We start from the raw sequence: 18,273 nt of genomic DNA on the forward strand, positions 1-18,273 counted from the left end.
TACAATGAGATTTATACAATTTAATGATAAAAAGGTCGACTCCTTTTTGTTCATGGAATTATCTGACCTTGCGAAAACAATCTCGAAAAATCCTGAACTCGAAATTGAGCTAGGCTATAAATCATACTTTGACCCAATTCAACAAAAAGTCATCATTAGCCATTTTTGGGATAATCGTCCCAATGATGACAAACGAAATGGATTATTAAGTGATGTCTTCTTACGAACTATCGGAAGTATGAAATACACAAATTTTAGGGAAATTGCTCAGTTTCTAAAATATTGCAGAAGCAGCGAGCTTCCAAGCTTTGCAAAACAGCTTTTCATGCTATTTGAAGACTTTCGTTTAGAAGAGCTATGTATAAAGGAACGGCCTGGAACACGAAAGACCTTTACCCAAAGAAGACGAATTTATCGTAAGTATTATGAGGACCAGCTCCACGTAAATTTGGTTAAAAGTGTTCCAACAGATGCTCTGTTTAACGCACTATTTTTATTGGAAACAGCTCAATCCCCACTTGAAGAGATTCCACCCATTCAAGAAAAAATTGATCTTGTCCTGCCATTTCTGCGTAGCCAAATCGCAAAAGTCTTTGATTCAAAATCAACAAAAGACATTATTAAGATATGTGTAGACATAATTGATGTTTTAGAGGATGTCCTAGATGAGGATATGTTAAATACTTATTTTCATTTACCAGAGCTTGAGTATGACATCCTTGAGGATGGAATAACAATCGATGATTTAAAACGCAAGGATAAGTTAAAAAACAATGATATGCTCGATGATGTTAAAAAAGGGGATGAGGATATCCATGAGGAGAAATTCGAAACCTGGCATCGAGAAACAAGCACACCCACAAAAAGCTTTTTGCAATTTGATTTAGAACAAGGATCTAGAACGAATCTGATGGGTGAAGGGGCAAGGGAAGGCGAGGAGGGTGACCAAGCTTTAGGGATTGCTCAAGGCTCTTCCCGGAGAAGTAAAAACAATGATTACTCCAAACTTGAAGCAACGGAAATAGTCGATTCTGAGAAGGAAGGTTCTTCAGAATCTGAATTTGGAAAAGAAAATCGATTTGCTTACCCAGTCTTTAAAAAAGCACGAAGGCCGTCAGAGGATGAAGTCATTCAATACGAGAAAAACAAAGCGATTATTGCTCCGTATCAAAAGAAGCTGAAACAAATGATTATAAAAACATTGGAGCATAAAAAGAATCTTCCAAGAGGGGATTTGCATTTTGGACGATTGAATAAAAAACTCATTCGTATTTTTACAGATGACAATCCAAGATTATTTTATAAAAAAGAACAACCATCCCATCAAATTGATGCTGTATTCTCGTTATTAGTCGATTGCTCTGCATCGATGTTCGATAAAATGGACCAGACGAAGCTCGGGATCGCGCTGTTTCATGAAGCACTGAAATCTGTCCAGGTTCCACATGATGTGACAGGTTTCTGGGAGGATACCAATGATGCAGATAGTACGAAGCAACCGAACTACATGCAAACGGTGATTGATTTTGATTCCTCATTGAAACGTAGCTATGGAGCTGAAATCATGCAGCTGGAGCCAGAAGAAGACAATCGTGACGGTTTTTCAATCCGCTTGCAAACCAAAAAGCTATTAAAGCGTACTGAAAAACAAAAATTCCTACTCGTCTTTTCTGACGGTGAGCCTGCGGCTTTTGATTATGAGCAAAATGGAATCATCGATACACATGAGGCTGTGCTTAAAGCACGAAAGCACGGTATTGAGGTCATTAATGTCTTTTTATCAAATGGAGAGATCGATGAGGGCCAGCAAACAACGATCCAAAACATTTACGGAAAGTACAGCATTTTAGTCCCAAACATCGACCAATTACCTGATGTTTTGTTTCCATTGTTGAAAAAGCTGTTGTATAAAAGTATTTAACGAATTACATGTAAATCCAGCTGTTGCAGCTGGATTTTTTCTGTGAAAGAATGTTATCCCACCCCCTATCATATGATGTAGTAACAAGGAAATAGGGGTGATGATTGTGCAGAATGCAAAGCGTTTTACTCAACTTCCAGAGGAACTAATAGAAAAGTACGTTACTTTAAGTGAAAAGGCGAAGGAAATCGAAAAAGAATTAAAAGACATGAAAAAGGTCCTTAATGATTACTTTGATGAAACAGTTGGAAAGCAGGAAAAAGGGGAATCAATTGTTGGAGATTACAAAATACAGCGACAAATCCGGTTGGCCGAAAGCTATCATGATGAGAAAATGGTCAGTAGATTAGAAGAATTAAATCTCATCGATTGCATCCAAATCATTAAGCGCCCTGATCAGCAGAAGGTTGACGCCGCGATTACGCTTGGTTTGCTTGGACAAGCAGATATCGAGGACTGTATTGTAAAGAAAACGACAAATGCAATTACGGTTAGGAAAATCTAAAAAACAGGAGAGCCCTAGGTTCTCCTGTTTTCTGGTTAATCCACAACAATATAACCAATCATTGGACCATTATTGTTTTTATCTGAGTGGTTTAAGCAAATAATGCGGTACATGCCTTCTTCCTTAAAGTTAGCTTTGATCGAGATTTCCTCGCCTTTCTTGACTGTCCCTTTTATGTCTGTTCCCTCGATATAGAAGGAGTGTTCTTTCCCGTTAACTCCGTAAATATTGAAGGTAACTTCCTTGCCCTCTGGGACATATACAGTTCCTGGATTCCAGAAGTAGGACTCGATTTCTTTGCCATCATCTGTCGTTGATTTTAGTTCTCCTGTTGTAATATGTATCACAACATCGTTTTTAGCAGCCTGCGGGGCAATTGTCGGAATGATTTCAGGCTGCAGCCAAACCCATCCTCCAACCATTACCACTGCAGCAACAAAAGCGGCAACAATCCAGCTCCTTTTTATCACTACAAATTTCATAATCAACCCTCCTATAGTTTGTCTCCTTATAATGTATGCTTGACCCACTATAAAACTTGTCTACTATTTTAATTTTTCTAAAATTCAAAAAGGATTTATGCGAATTATGTAGAATAGTATAGATAACTTGGACTTTACATCTATTTAAGATTGATTTGAAAGGACTTGACCCAAATGAATCCTGTAATTGGAGAGCTCATCTATTACCTTGAAAGTAATTTATCGATATTTTTAAAAGCTTGGAAAGATAAAACTGTGATGTCCGAATATGATGTTCATAAGGAAAAATTAGTATTGAACGGCTTAACCATGTTTGAAATGGTCAAAAACTCACTTTTAAATCCAATTGATGAAGAAAAACTAAAATTGTTTGCTTTTAAGCTGGCGAAAGAACGCGTTGAAGCGAATATTAATATTGGTGAGTTTGTTTATAATGTAAACCTCGGTAGAAGTGAAATATTAAAATACATATATAGGTCAAACATTAGTCATGACCGATTGGATCCTGTTTTCGAAGAGGTAAATCGGATTTTTGATTTGTTTTCTTATCATGCAGTATCTAAATACACCGAAATGAAAGAAAAGCAACTCCAGGAAAAAATCCAATACATTGACCAAAGTCATCAGGAACGTTTAACGATTTTAGGACAAATGGCATCGACGTTCGTTCATGAGTTCCGAAATCCACTTACGGCAGTAATCGGCTTTGTGAAATTAATAGGAAATGATAACCCGGATATTAAATATTTAGATATAATTAGTCATGAATTAAATCAGCTAAACTACAAAATTTCACAGTTCTTGCATGTTTCCAAAAAGGAATTAATTGAAAACAATGAAAATGAAGTTTCATTACTTGACTTATTTACTGATATAACAGAGTTTATCTATGCGAGTATTTTAGATAGTGATGTAAAGGTTCACACTGATATTGAATCGGGCATCCATATAACCGTTAATAAGGATGAAATCAGACAAGTCTTGTTAAATATTTTAATGAATTCGATTGACGCGTTAAAACAAAGAGAAGCTGATCGGAACATTTGGATCAATGTACATCATACCGATAACCAAATAGTTGTTTCAATTATTAACAATGGACCTGCCATTCCACAGGAATCATTGGATACTATCTTCGAACCATTTTATACAACAAAAGAATTTGGTACAGGGATTGGATTGTTTGTTTGTAAAAAAATTATTGAAAAACACGGTGGTTCCATTGGTTGTACATCCAATTCAATTGAAACTGAATTTAAAATTATCTTACCTGCTCACGAACAATAAACTCGGCATCTTGCCGGGTTTTCTTTATGCCTTCATTGTGGAATCGTGTATAATAGGAAGCGTGAATTGGAGGAATGAATATGAAATCACTTGTTCTTGCAGAAAAACCTTCTGTTGGAAGAGACATTGCCCGGGTATTAAACTGTCATAAAAAAGGCAACGGCTTTTTCGAAGGGGATAAATATATTGTAACTTGGGCTTTAGGCCATTTAGTCACTTTAGCAGACCCTGAAAAATATGGAGACCACTATAAATCATGGAAACTAGAGGACTTACCGATTATTCCTAATCCTTTAAGCCTTGTTGTTATAAAACAAACAGGCAAACAATATAGTGCTGTTAAAACGCAAATGCATCGTAAGGATGTGAATGAAATCATTATCGCAACCGATGCTGGACGAGAAGGGGAGCTCGTCGCAAGATGGATTATTGAGAAATCTAACACCCGCAAGCCAATCAAACGATTATGGATTTCATCCGTAACGGATAAAGCAATTAGACAAGGCTTTGCCTCTTTAAAAAATGGGAAGGAATACGAAAATCTTTATTTATCGGCAGTTGCTCGTGCTGAAGCAGATTGGCTCGTCGGAATTAATGCAACACGGAGCTTAACAACAAAGTTTAATGCACAGCTTTCATGTGGAAGAGTGCAGACTCCAACCTTAGCCATTATTGCAAAGCGTGATGAAGAAATTAAGAACTTTAGGCCTATACCTTATTATGAAATAAAAGCAACAACTGACGATTTAACTCTAAAGTGGCAGCATGAAAAGACAAAGGAGCAACGTATTTTTAAAAAAGATGTTTCGGCATCAATTGTGCGCTCTCTACAGGGTCAGGATGCGAAAATCATCGATGTGCAGACATCCCAGAAGAAAACCTATGCTCCACAGCTTTATGATTTAACAGAGTTACAGCGAGACGCGAATAAACGGTTTGGTTTTTCAGCAAAAGAAACCTTGAATGTTCTACAAAAGTTGTATGAACATCATAAGCTTGTTACCTACCCACGTACTGATTCAAAATATCTCTCAACAGATATCATCGATACACTAAAGGATCGGATTGAAGGATGTATGGTGCAGCCATATGCGAAGCTTGGCGCAAAAATCTTAAAAAACGGAATTAAGACAAACAAATCGTTCATCGACAATAGCAAGGTAACAGACCACCATGCTATTATCCCAACTGAGGAGCGTCCGAATCTACAGGCCTTATCCGCGAAGGAAGAAAAAATTTATGACTTGATTGTAAAGCGGTTCTTAGCTGTATTTCTTCCACCATATATGTATGAGCAAAAAACGGTTCAAGCACATATCGGTAAGGAACTATTTGTAGCAAAAGGGATCACTGTCACTTCATTAGGTTGGAAAGAGGTCATCACTTCAATCGATGAGAATGAGGATGAAGGCCAAATTCCAGCAACTGTTCAACTAGGAAAGAGCCTTAATGTCCTTTCTGTTAAGGAAATTGAAAAAGAAACACAACCACCAAAGCCATTCAATGAAGGTACCTTACTTTCTGCAATGGAAAATCCAGCAAAATATATGGCGGGGGAAAGCAAGGATTTAATTGATACAATTGGGAAAACCGGTGGGTTAGGTACGGTAGCAACACGTGCGGATATTATTGATAAGTTATTTAATACATTTTTAATTGAAAAAAGAGGGCAAGATATCCACATTACAAATAAAGGCAAACAACTATTAGAACTTGTTCCAGATGACTTGAAATCTCCTGTGTTATCTGCTGAATGGGAGCAAAAACTTGAACAAATTGCTAAAGGCCGATTGAAAAAGAACGCGTTCATCTCAGATATTAAACAATACACGAAGCAAGTAGTTTCAGATATTAAAACAAGCGATTCAAAGTTTAAACACGACAATATTACTGGCACAAAATGTCCAGAATGTGGAAAGTTAATGCTTGAGGTCAACGGGAAAAAAGGAAGAATGCTTGTCTGTCAGGATCGTGAATGTGGGCATCGGAAAAACATCGCAAAACAAACAAATGCTAGATGTCCGAACTGCCATAAAAAGATGGAATTGCGCGGAGAAGGGGAAGGCCAGTTATTCGTTTGTAAATGTGGACACCGAGAAAAACTTTCAGCCTTCAACGAACGTCGCAAAAAGAACCAATCAGGGAAACTATCAAAAAGAGAAGTATCGAATTACATGAAAAAACAACAAAAAGAAGAACCAATCAACACCGCATTAGCAGATGCCTTGGCAAAACTAAAGTTAGATAAGTAGGTCAAGATAAAAGAAACCTGAGACTAGTCTCAGGTTTCTCTCTTCATATTTATTTTTTCTTACCCTCGTTTATGCTGTAATAGAAATTAGCGGTAATGGAACCATCTTCATTTTCTACTATATCTGTTACATGGATTCCTGAATCAGCAGGTGTAGAACCATTACCTTTTTAAAAGTAGTAGGAGCCATTATGAACATTGCTTGAGACAGGTGTTATAGTATCTCCCGTTTTGAAGAAGTCACCCGCATCTCCGCGGTTCACATTTTTCTCTAAATCATATAACCCATCTGCTTGTAAAACTGACAGACCATAATGCGTAACAATAGTTCCATTACTTGCTGTTTGAGATTGGTTGTATTGGAATCTCTTATTCATCCAGTTTGCTACATTGTTTGGTCGGAAGCCGGCCGTTTGGTATAAATTGATAATATTCTCATCAACATGCCATGCAACCAAACCATGGGCATCTTCACCTTGACGGATTAAGCCTTGGTTGAAGCCGCTTTGCTGTACATTTTCAAATAAGAAATATTCTGTACCGTTTGAACCAGGAACTTCCATTTTTACAATCCCGTTGCTATCTGTTGCCTTGTCAATTGAAGGTAATGTGATTTGTTGAACTCCGTCTTCAGGTGATATTTCAATCGAATTCACCCAGCCTAAGAAAATCTTAGAGAATGGATCAAAATGGGTAGGTGAGTTACCATTGTACTGTAGAGCATCAGGGTAACGCATCCAGGAACCACCTGACATCATCGAGTAGTTACCAGTACCTTCAGAGTTATATACTGTATCATAGAAATCTGGTAATCCTAACGCATGACCGAATTCATGGGCATATACACCAACCTGCGCTGGATAAGGGCCAGTAATAGACGCTTCATCATATTCACCAGTTGCAGCATTAAACCCTGCCACATTTCCGCCAATAGCTGGTTGGATATTATAGTTGTTAACGATTACGCCATCATAGGTCATGTCTTCGGCTATTGTTTTGTTAATCCATTCCGGCTGACTCATACCCGCATGAACATCCGCTGGTATACCAGTTTCATAGTATTTACCGTAGTAGAGCGCACTTAAGAGATTCCATTTATGTGACCAGAATTGTGCGGGGTCTCTGCTCCATTCAGCACCGGTTCCTTCATGAACGACGAATACGTTTGGAACTTCTCCATCAATGGCGTATTGCGAAAAGTCAATTTGATCATCAGCAGCCTTCAGTAAGTCGCGGACAAACTCTCCCGTATGGGCATCGCCATTTACGTTACCAAGCACATACTTTCCATTTTCAGCATAAGTTTCTTTTTGGTCAAGGTAATAGGAAGCACCTTTAGGAAGCTCTACCCAAACAAGTTCAGCGCCATCGTGTACAAGATGTACTTTCCCATAACTAGATTCTTTATAAGCGTTTTGCATAGTACGATCTTTTGGCACATTTGGACCGTCGTATTGTTTAAAAGCATCTAGCTCATATGGATTGTATGTATCTCCGAAAATAAGGTCCTCGTAATACTTAGCAGGAACCTGTCCCTCAAGGTCACCTAAAGGTTCGTCGCCATCCTTATACTTAGCTAGAATTACCAATACTGGTACATCACCATTTGCTGTCTTGTAGGAAACATGGTTTTCACCAGCTTGTTGAAACTTATTTCCGTGATTCGCAATTTTCTCAGCAGGGTCTGCCTTTGAAACATTAAATCCTAGCTCTTTTGCCTTGTCAGCTAGTTCAGGAGTCGCAGCGACATAATTCGCTAGACTCAAGTCATATTTGCTTGATTCTTTAGTAGGGCTTCCATTCAACTGTAATCCTGAAAACACCACACTACCGGCTAAAGCAAGCGTTAAACCTGTTTTTGTGAGAACCTTTAACAATAACAACACACTCCTTTAAATATGATAGTTAAAACATAACAGAATATTTTGATAATTATAAGAATCCTTTGTCCTATTAGACCCTGTGTCCTAGTTCTCATTCTTTTACATATCGATACAAAGTCATAGAAATCTAGTCTGAAAGACTTGGGGTGATTGCCTTAAACTTGTATCTTTTATAGTAGTTATGAAAAATCTTCGCTCCATATATTTGGAAAATTGAAGGTGAATTTGTGGTGAGAATCGAAGTTAACATTACACAAATTAATCGTGAGGAGTTTTTTTATGAGATCTGACCAAGAGATGATGGATTTAATTTTGAATATTGCCAGTATTGATGAGCGAATTCGTGCCGTTTACATGAATGGCTCACGAACAAATCCAAATGTTCCTAAGGATATTTTTCAAGATTACGATATTGTATATGTGGTAACGGAAACTGAATCGTTTATAATGGATGAATATTGGATACATATCTTTGGTGAATTGCTAATGCTACAGGAACCAGATAAGAATAATCAATCATGGGGTGATCAAGCAGGTTTCCAACAATCATATGGATATTTAATGCTTTTTAAAGATGGAAATCGTATCGACCTTCATATTGAAACAAAAGAAAAAATGCTTGAGGAATACGGAAATGACAAACTAACCGTTCCTTTATTAGATAAAGACAATATTTTACCATCAATTCCTGACCCAACAGATATTGACTATCATGTAAAACAGCCAACTGCAGCCATATATTTTAGTTGTTGCAATGATTTTTTGTGGTGTTTACAAAATGTAGCAAAAGGAATTTGGCGTGACGAATTACCTTACGCTAAGCAAATGTTTGAATCAATTATCAGGCCACATTTGGATGAGATGGTTTCCTGGTGGATTGGCTGTAAAACTGATTTCCGTATCTCCGTTGGAAAAATGGGGAAATATTTTAAAGAATATCTTCCAAATTCCTATTGGCAGCAGTACGAAAAAACGTATTCGGATGCTTCTTATGAAAGATTATGGAACTCGATATTTGTCACTTGTGAACTATTTAGAATGTTAGCTAAAGAAGTTGGTAAAAAGTTCTCATTTATCTATCCAATTGAGGATGACCGAAACATGATGGAATATTTAAAACATGTAAGAAATTTACCGTCTGAGGCTAAGGAAATATATTAAGAGACCTTTTTTTGGAACGATAATATTAAATTAGTAAGCATAAATATAGGGTAATGATCACAAAAGTCGAGGTATCTGCAAAATGAATGTTGGATTAAATAAAAGTGCCGAAAATAGGTATCAATTAGCTGAGAAGAAGGCAACCCAATATTTTCAAGTGTTATTTAAAGATGTTAAGGAGAGGAACTATATTCCAATACTAACAAAAGACATCAATTCTTGGAAACAGAAGCATATTTATCGTTCCTTACTTCCTTTTCGAATCAGCACAAAGAGAAAATCCGAAACCCAAGATTATAATAGCTATATAAGATGGCTACATTACACTGGAAAATTAGATCAATACTTAAATAGAAGTATATCTTATATTTTTATGAGAGACATGGGTAAAGATGTCCATTCAATAGCTACACAAAATAGAATTAATACTGTGGTTTCCAACTTGAAAGATTACTTGATCCAAACAACTTCCAATGATAAGAAAGAGGAATTAGATATTTTTAGCATGGCTGGTTTGTATAGATGGGGGCAAAAAGAGGGGATTGAGTCCACTATAATTTGGTTAATGGATAGGCTAATGATTGTTTTAGCGAATATTCCAGAAGGAATGGATGAAACACATGCAAGAAGAAAATTGCTCAAAATCATCGCTGGTGTAGTTATTAATGAAATGGATGAAATGGGAGAAAACGTATCACCAGAACAACGTTCCAAAAGAATTGATCGTGCCATTCGATTAGGCTATGCCTACGGTCTCACCTATCCCTTTATTGATGATCTTTTAGATGCGAAGGTTTTATCTGTACAAGAAGAAAGACAATATTCTAGTATGATTCGTACCGCACTTTTAACAGGAACTGCCCCCAAACCAGGGAGATGGTCAGGTGAAAATAAAGAATTACTAGAATTTGTTCAATCAGAACTAACTGAAGCTTTTCAATATATTAAGAACCAACAGCCACAAGAGACCTTACATTCTTTTTTCGAACAATCCTATGTATTTTTTCATTCCCAAGAAGTCGATCGTGATAAAAACCTTGCGAATGAAACGTATACGAATGAAGATATATATATACATATTATGATTAAATCTTCCTCATCTAGACTAATTGTTCGATCATTAATTAATGCTTCTCATGATGATAACATTGATCAACGTACCTTTTGTTACGGAATCTATAATCAACTTGCAGATGACTTTGCTGATCTATTTTCTGATATGAAGGATGGTGCTGTAACGCCGTATACGTATTATTTTAAACATCATAAAAAGCGACCGGATTTAGTGAATCCATATCAACTATATTGGGCAGTCATCTCATATTTAATCCACCATGTTTATCATTCCGATCCAAATACCCGTGAAATCATTATAGACCGAGCTATTAATGGGCTAAAACGATTTAAAAAGCGCGTAGGAAATAAAATGTACGAAGAAGTAATGGAAACATTTGCAGGAGATACTCCTCTCTTTAATCGGTTGATCGAAAAAATGGTTCAAAAAGCTGATGACGTAGATTTCTTTGATAAACTATTGCGAGACGAGATGGTCACCAGTTTAAAAAGTGAACAAAAAAAGCAGGAAGAATTCTCTGAGTTGATTGAAGAAGTACGCAGAAAGATAAATGATCAATTACACATTGATAATAATGAAATAGATTCCTCGCCAATAACTGATGCTGCAAATTACAGTTTGGACGGAGAGGGGAAAAGGCTTCGACCAATCGTGACCTGGATGATGGGAGTAAAGGAATATGGATTAGATGAAGAAATGATTTTTCCACTATTGAGGTCAATAGAATATATGCATACAGCATCTTTAATATATGATGATTTACCATCCCAGGATAATGCCGCATTTCGAAGAGGGCGACCAACTGTCCATCAGTCATATAATAATGCCGTTGCTGAATTAACAGGCCTTTTTTTGACACAAAGAGCTACAGTTGAGCAATCCTCACTTACTTATTTTAATACGAAAAATGTACTGAAGTTAATCCAATACTCAGCTGAGAGCACGATGGATATGTGCAAAGGGCAAGCAATGGATTTAGAGTCCAAAGGAAAAGACTTATCACTTGAACAGCTCAATCAGATGTGCTTTTTAAAAACCGGCAAAGGGTTTGAGGCAGCTCTTATCATGCCTTCCATTCTAGCAGATGTAGATGAAATAGTCGTGGGTGCTTTAAAGAAGTTTGCTTATCATGCAGGTATTGCCTTTCAAATAAAGGATGATTTATTAGATGTTGAAGGTACAACAGATTTGCTCGGAAAAACGGTTGGTAAAGATGTAGAAAATAATCAATCTACGTTTGTTTCTATTTTAGGTGTAGAGGCCGCCAAAAAAGAGATGTGGGAACATTATTGTCTCGCTCTTGAAGCATTGGAAGGAATTCAACTTAAAACGACATTCTTGAAACGAATTTTGAATTATTTTGTGCAAAGAAATCACTAATAGAAATGCCTGCCTCCTAAGTAAGGGGGTGGGTATTTTTTACTTATCCTCACTGGCTAGGCAAACGCACATTTCCAAAGTACAAGTTGAAAGGCATAAGCCTATCGAATAGGATGCTAGTAGCCCTATGAATAAGGAGTGAAACATAGATGTATTATTACGATCCAAATAGTTTAATATCACCACCAATAACATACCACACAGATTTCGATTATTATGACGATTACGAAAGACAAATGGGTTCATTCTTCCCTCCATTTGGAGGAGGTCCGATGGGGCCACCATTCGGAACACCTAGTCAAGGTCCTGGATTTGGACCGCCTTTTGGAACACCAGGTCAAGGTCAAGGAGGAGGACCACCAACTGCACCACCACCATCATTTGTTCCAACGCAATCTCAACAAGCACAAGCATTCGCGATTGATCCAGGAAGTATCCGAAGATGTTTATTCAGATATACCTACGTATGGCTAAGAGGTGCTGGGCAATTCTGGTTCTATCCAACCTTTGTTGGTAGAACATCTGTCTCTGGTTATAGATGGAATGGCTTTAGATGGGTGTTTTTCGGAATTAGTCTGCGACAAATCCAATCGTTTACTTGTTTTTAATTAATTTATTTTTTGATCAGCCTTATTTTGTATAATGAAAATTTCTCGTAAAAATGAACCAATTATTACAGAATCTATGATAACCAGAATGAGGTTAACCACTCTTACAAAAGCAAAAGGAGAGTAGAGGACTAATAAACTATTCAATATAACAATAATGCCAAAAATGACAATATAAAAGATAATACTACGTATCTTCATTAAAACTCTCCTCTTGTTTCCTAGATTAAATGTTTCACCATCACAATATGTGGACCAATAGGCGGATAATCAAAGACATCCCCATGTGGCTTAAAGCCTAATCTTTCATAATATCCCTGTACGCTTGTTCTACCCATGCACCATAGAAGTTCTGTATCCTTTTCCTTTAAGATACTTTCTGCAAAATCTACAACTGTACGTCCTGCACCTAGCTTTCGGTATTCCTCAAGTGTTGCCATTGCCCTAAGACGGTATTGCTTTCTACTAGGTAAATCTTCGTGTAATACGGCGCAAAAGGAAGCGATGCTTATTAATTTTTCTTCATAATAAGCCCCAACATGGAATCCACCTTCTTGATGATCGGTATCATATAAGCAAGCTTCCAATGGCTGGTGTGGGCGCAAAATGCGATGTCTTAATCCGTACGTCATTTCTGGATTAATAATTTTCACTTCTAACATGATTTTCCTCCATTTAATACCCGTTAAAATAATAATTCTATTAATGAGTTTAATTTCCTTCATATTTTTAGAAAGGAATAAAAAGGAATTTATCAATATTTGTAGAATGTAGGTTTTGTATAGATAATTTTGAGGTGGTATTCTTGGCAACTGTCCATAAAATGAACCCCATAAAAGCAGCCCAACAATTTATTCAAAACCGTTTTCCTAATTGTCATGCTGCCCTTTTAGCAGGAAGTGTAACAAGGAGAGAAGCAACAGAAACATCTGATCTGGACATTATTGTTTTCGATAAGAACATTCCTTCTTCATACAGAGAATCATTATTTGACTTTGGTTTGCCTATTGAGGTTTTTGTACATAACGATACATCCTATAGACAGTTTTTTGAATCCGATAAAATACGCGCAAGACCATCAATGCCGAGGATGGTTTATGAAGGCATTGTTATAAAGGATGATGGAATTCTTCAAGCAATTAAAAAAGAAGCTAAGGAAATTTTAGACAATCGACCAGATGAATGGACGAAGGAAATGATTGATACGAAAAGGTATATTATCACAGATACGCTTTATGATTTCATTGGTAGTGAGAAAAGAGAGGAAGCAATATTCATTGCAAATAGCCTTGTTGAATTGACAAGTGAATTCGTTTTAAGAACAAATCGCAATTGGATTGGAGCTTCAAAATGGGTGTATTGTGCCCTAAAAGAATTCGACGAAAAGTTGACAATTCGGTTTGTAGCTGCATTTGAGTTATTTTATAGAAACGGGGATAAATGCAAGGTTATTCAAGTAGTTGATGATATCTTACAGCCATATGGTGGGCGTTTGTTTGAGGGATTTAAGCTAGGGAAAGGTAGTGAAAAACAAAATGAAAAATGAGATACTCAAAAATAATAAAAAGAGCTGGGACATTGTCGCACATCATTTTAATGGGAAGGATGCGCTACCAAGCTATGGTCCGTTTGCACAAACAGAGGATGAGTTGAGACTGATTGAAAAATTACCACTTAGGAAAGTGCTTGATATAGGTTGTGGAAGCGGGCATTCATTACGATACATGGAAAGAAAAGGAGCGGGAGAAATTTGGGGAATAGATTTGTCAGAATCCCAAATTGTAACTGCGAACGAAACCCTAGATGGATTGAATCCTCACTTATTTTGTGCACCGATGGAGGAGGATATTGGCATTCCAAAGGATTATTTTGATTTAGTCTATTCGATTTATGCGATTGGTTGGACGATAGATTTATCTGCAACCTTTAAGCTAATCCATTCTTATTTGAACACAGGCGGATATTTCATTTTCAGTTGGGACCATCCATTATATCCTCAACTTAAAGGTGAAAATGGGAGAATTTACTTGGAAGGCACATATCAACACGAAGATACAGTTACATACAAAAAGTTCAAAGGTGAAGATGCCCCAATGGTCATTCCAACACGAAAAATGAGTACATATATAAATGAGCTAATTAAAGTGGGGTTTACAATAGAAAAAGTAATCGAAAGTGATGTATCAGAGTCCTTCGCTTCAACTGAAGCTGAGGTTTCAGACCGTTATTATTCATTATACAAAGCTCGTAAATTTCCAACAACGATGATTATTAAAGCTCGAAAACTATAATTAATGGCAGGCAAAAACAAGATAAATTTATATAAAAGGATGTGTATTAATGATTAGTTCTAACCTATCACCAATTAAAAATACAATGGGTGGAGTATTCATTCATGTTACAGATTTAAAAAAAGCAGTTGAATGGTATAGCAACATTTTAGGATTAGAGTTCGATTTAAATTCGGTTCAATCTCCCGTGTATAACATCCCAATTACTGGAACAACAAGCTTAACATTAGATGACCATGCTTTTGATCCAACTTTTACTCATGCACCATCATCAAGCCCAATTTTTAATTTTCTAGTTGAAGACATTAATGTAGCCTACGATTTTATTCAATCAAAAGAGATCGAAATTGTAAGGAAAATTGAACGTGTTGGAGAGAACTTTGCATGGTTTAATTTCAAAGACCCTGATGGAAATGTAATCATGGCTTGTACAGGTTAATAACTTTAAAATCGGATATTAGTTTTACAAGAATATAGAAACAATGGGGAGTAAGGCTTGGAAGTTCTTTCTGAAACCGCAAAGGGGTATTATAGGATGAAAGAATTAATTAAAGAAACTGAATTTTTCAATTTGTATTCACTATGTGATGGAGTATTTGCAACCATAGCAAAACGCGGTAATGGTGCTTGGAGCAATGCGGGTATTGTTGATTTAGGAGATGAAATATTAGTTTTTGACTCTCATTCTACCCCCTCCGCTGGTTATGAATTACGGAGACAAGCAGAAATAATAACCGGTAAAAAGCTGAAATACCTAATTAACAGCCACTATCATGGTGACCATGTTTTTGGAAATCAAGCATTTTTAGATGCAACGATAGTTTCAACAACGATTACAAAACAATGTTTTATTGAAAGAAATAAAATGCAAGATTTAGAGATCGAACGTAAAGAAATGGAGGAGTATCTTGGCAGTCTTAGAAATAAAATAAGAGAAAATCATGATGTAGTAATTAATTCTAGTCTAACGAACCAGTTTAATGAAATGTCAAAGGTACTAGATGATTTAATGAAACTTAAACCTGTATTACCCAATCTTCTTTTTGAAGAAAAGTTAATCATTGAAGGCTCCGACAGAAAGATCATGTTACACTGCTTAGGCGGTGGGCATAGCCCGAGTGATACATATATGTTTTTACCTAATGAAAAAATTGCGTTTATGGGAGATTTACTAACAGAAAATTTACATGTCCCTATACACAATCCAGAAGAATTTTATTTTATTTTGGAGAAGGTTAAAGAGATGGATATTCATACATTTGTTCCAGGACATGGAAATATTGGAAGTAAACAATTACTGGATACGATGACAAGTTATTTATCATTTATAATCGAGACTTCAATAGAAGCAGTAAAAGGAAGTGTTTCTTTAGATTCATTGTTGTCTTATATAACGGTTCCAGAACAGTATATGAGTTGGCAAGGTATAAATGGAATTAAAGCTAACCTTATAAAGGTATATAATTTTTATTTACATCAGTCTAAGGAATAATTAAAAATACGGGTGGACAAATTGTATCAATACATATAAACGACATTTTTATTTTCGTATTTTTAAGAGAAAATGCCCAGAAAAAACTCTGGGCATTTAACTCTTATTCGTAAAGTCCTTCTAGTTCCTCAATTAACTCACCAACATATGCAACTGCTTTGCGAATTGCATCTGGTTTAGACATGTCAACACCAGCATATTTCATTAATTCAAGTGGTTTCATGGTACCGCCAGCTTTTAACACTTCAATCCAGCGTTCAACTACAGGCTGACCTTCCTCTTTGATTAGCTGTGCAACAGCAGTAGATGCGGTTAATCCGGCAGAATATGTATATGGATATAGACCCATATAATAATGTGGCTGACGCATCCAAGTTAAGCTAGCAGCATCATCAATTTCCACTGCATCTCCCCAGAAGGATTTTAATACTTTACCTTTAATAGCACTTAATGCAGGAGCAGTGATCGGTTTTCCGCTTTCAGCTAGTGAATAGACACGACGCTGGTATTCACCCTCAAGTAGGTGGGTTACAAAGTTATGATAGTACGTACCAAGTAATTGAAGAATCACCCATCGCTTCATTCTCTTATCATCTGTTTTCGATAACAGATGTTCAGCAAGAAGTAACTCGTTCATAGTTGAAGGAGCTTCGATAAAGTAGGTCGACGGACGTGTATTTCCAACACGCTGATGTCCATTCGCATAATAAAAATGACCTGCATGACCAAGTTCATGAGCTAAAATGAACGCTCCACGCATTGTATCCGTCCACGTAATTAATATATATGGATGGGCTCCGTATGGACTCGAACAAAAAGCGCCTGTTGATTTACCTACATTAGCAGGGAGGTCCACCCAGCGCTCTGTCAGCCCCTTTTCCATAATGGCACTATACTCAGGACCCATAACTTGTAATGCCTCAAGAATGGTTTTTGACGCCTCTTCATAGGTTGTTTTTGGATTAAAATCAGGGTCAAGTGGTGCTTTTAAATCGCTAAAATGCATTTTTTCTAACCCAAGCACGCGTTGCTTAAGCTTCGCAAACTTACGCATATGTGGCGCAAGCTCAGTTTGAATAATATCTAATTGGTTATTGTACATTTCTAACGTAACCTGCTGCGGATGAAGAAGCATTTGTGTAACTGTTTCATAGTTACGTAGCTTTGAAAGTGTTACTTGTTTCGTTACTTCTGTTGCATATGCAGCCGCAAATGTATTCTGATATTTTTTCAAAGTATCAGAAAATGCATCAAATGCATTGTGTCTGATCGTTGGATTTTCAGATAGTTCGTACCGATCTTCAAACAATGCAAAGGAGAGTGGGAGCTCATTGCCTTCATCATCCTTAAAAGAAGGGAAAGTCATATCAGATGCTTTGCTGCGTTGATAAATCATGTATGGTGCATTATGGACTTCGCCAAGAGCAGCTAGCGCTTCTTCTGTTTCAGGTGATAGGGTATGTGGCTTTTTCTCCAGAATCACCTTTAAATTATTCTCGAAAACTTCAAGTTTTCTTTCTTCTTTTATGTATTGTTCAATCGTGCCCTCGGGTAAAGCAAGGATTTCAGAGTCTATAAATGAAAGTGCTGCACTAATCCCTGAAAAAACAGATGATACTCTTGCTGCATTTCCTTGGTTTTCTGGATTTGTCGCATCCTCATTAAATCGTAGACTAGCATATGTACCAACTAAAATCATTCGCTTTCTCAGTTCTTCTTCTGCAAGTAAGCATGCTAAAAATGTCTTTGCATCTTCATCTAAGTGACCTTTATATTTTGTAACGGTCGATACATCTGACTCAATAGCAGCTAATTCTTGTTCCCAAGCATCAACTGATGGAAATAAGTCTTCGAGATTCCATGTTTGCTCTACAGGAACCTCAGCACGAGTTAATAATTTTTCTTTTACTTTCGTCATGATTCTACCCCCATAAAAC

Annotated in this window: 15 protein-coding genes; 11 read left to right on the forward strand and 4 right to left on the reverse strand. The window is 36.8% G+C overall.

Annotated elements, in window-relative coordinates:
* Nucleotides 1–4: 4 nt before the first annotated feature.
* The gene (locus tag V7138_RS16805) at nt 5–1,921 is read left to right on the forward strand and encodes a vWA domain-containing protein (protein WP_335399407.1); all 1,917 of its coding nucleotides are present in this window, start codon (nt 5–7) and stop codon (nt 1,919–1,921) included.
* A 100-nt stretch (nt 1,922–2,021) separates the two neighbouring features.
* Complete coding sequence (locus V7138_RS16810) at nt 2,022–2,426, forward strand: hypothetical protein (protein WP_335399409.1); 405 nt, start codon at nt 2,022–2,024, stop codon at nt 2,424–2,426.
* A gap of 35 nt (nt 2,427–2,461) precedes the next feature.
* On the opposite strand, the gene V7138_RS16815 is transcribed toward V7138_RS16810, so the two are convergent.
* Complete coding sequence (locus V7138_RS16815; protein ID WP_335399410.1) at nt 2,462–2,908, reverse strand: cupredoxin domain-containing protein; 447 nt, start codon at nt 2,906–2,908, stop codon at nt 2,462–2,464.
* 174 nt (nt 2,909–3,082) lie between these two features.
* Between V7138_RS16815 and V7138_RS16820 the strand changes: the two genes are divergently transcribed.
* The gene (locus tag V7138_RS16820; protein WP_335399412.1) at nt 3,083–4,195 is read left to right on the forward strand and encodes a histidine kinase N-terminal domain-containing protein; all 1,113 of its coding nucleotides are present in this window, start codon (nt 3,083–3,085) and stop codon (nt 4,193–4,195) included.
* Nucleotides 4,196–4,275: 80 nt separating this feature from the next.
* A complete protein-coding gene (locus tag V7138_RS16825; protein WP_438824368.1) occupies nt 4,276–6,447 on the forward strand; it encodes a DNA topoisomerase III in 2,172 nt (723 codons plus the stop codon).
* A gap of 169 nt (nt 6,448–6,616) precedes the next feature.
* On the opposite strand, the gene V7138_RS16830 is transcribed toward V7138_RS16825, so the two are convergent.
* Nucleotides 6,617–8,323, reverse strand: a complete 1,707-nt coding sequence (locus V7138_RS16830; RefSeq protein ID WP_335399415.1) for a M6 family metalloprotease domain-containing protein — start codon at nt 8,321–8,323, stop codon at nt 6,617–6,619.
* Between the two features lie 285 nt (nt 8,324–8,608).
* Between V7138_RS16830 and V7138_RS16835 the strand changes: the two genes are divergently transcribed.
* From V7138_RS16835 to V7138_RS16845, 3 genes are all read left to right on the forward strand, one after another.
* Nucleotides 8,609–9,490, forward strand: a complete 882-nt coding sequence (locus tag V7138_RS16835; protein ID WP_335399416.1) for an aminoglycoside 6-adenylyltransferase — start codon at nt 8,609–8,611, stop codon at nt 9,488–9,490.
* Between the two features lie 82 nt (nt 9,491–9,572).
* Nucleotides 9,573–11,945: a polyprenyl synthetase family protein gene (locus V7138_RS16840; protein WP_335399417.1), complete on the forward strand. Its 2,373-nt coding sequence runs from the start codon at nt 9,573–9,575 to the stop codon at nt 11,943–11,945.
* A 236-nt stretch (nt 11,946–12,181) separates the two neighbouring features.
* A complete protein-coding gene (locus tag V7138_RS16845) occupies nt 12,182–12,553 on the forward strand; it encodes a hypothetical protein (protein WP_438824370.1) in 372 nt (123 codons plus the stop codon).
* A 221-nt stretch (nt 12,554–12,774) separates the two neighbouring features.
* Here the strand turns inward: V7138_RS16845 and V7138_RS16850 are convergent, their stop codons facing one another.
* Nucleotides 12,775–13,215, reverse strand: coding sequence for a GNAT family N-acetyltransferase (locus V7138_RS16850; protein ID WP_335399420.1), 441 nt, complete (start codon nt 13,213–13,215; stop codon nt 12,775–12,777).
* A gap of 143 nt (nt 13,216–13,358) precedes the next feature.
* Between V7138_RS16850 and V7138_RS16855 the strand changes: the two genes are divergently transcribed.
* From V7138_RS16855 to V7138_RS16870, 4 genes are all read left to right on the forward strand, one after another.
* On the forward strand, nt 13,359–14,099 hold the full coding sequence (locus V7138_RS16855; RefSeq protein WP_335399421.1) for a nucleotidyltransferase domain-containing protein: 741 nt from the start codon (nt 13,359–13,361) through the stop codon (nt 14,097–14,099).
* On the forward strand, nt 14,089–14,844 hold the full coding sequence (locus V7138_RS16860; RefSeq protein ID WP_335399423.1) for a class I SAM-dependent methyltransferase: 756 nt from the start codon (nt 14,089–14,091) through the stop codon (nt 14,842–14,844). Before V7138_RS16855 ends, V7138_RS16860 begins: the two co-directional genes overlap by 11 nt.
* A gap of 49 nt (nt 14,845–14,893) precedes the next feature.
* Nucleotides 14,894–15,283: a VOC family protein gene (locus V7138_RS16865; RefSeq protein ID WP_335399424.1), complete on the forward strand. Its 390-nt coding sequence runs from the start codon at nt 14,894–14,896 to the stop codon at nt 15,281–15,283.
* 96 nt (nt 15,284–15,379) lie between these two features.
* Entirely contained in the window at nt 15,380–16,336 is a 957-nt protein-coding gene (locus V7138_RS16870; RefSeq protein ID WP_335399425.1) for an MBL fold metallo-hydrolase, read from the forward strand.
* A 103-nt stretch (nt 16,337–16,439) separates the two neighbouring features.
* On the opposite strand, the gene pepF is transcribed toward V7138_RS16870, so the two are convergent.
* Nucleotides 16,440–18,254, reverse strand: coding sequence for an oligoendopeptidase F (pepF, locus tag V7138_RS16875; RefSeq protein WP_335399427.1), 1,815 nt, complete (start codon nt 18,252–18,254; stop codon nt 16,440–16,442).
* Nucleotides 18,255–18,273: the final 19 nt, after the last annotated feature.

Origin of the sequence: Bacillus sp. JJ1533, assembly GCF_036965045.1 — a bacterium.
In the GTDB taxonomy this organism is placed as follows: Bacteria; Bacillota; Bacilli; order Bacillales; family Bacillaceae_L; genus Ferdinandcohnia.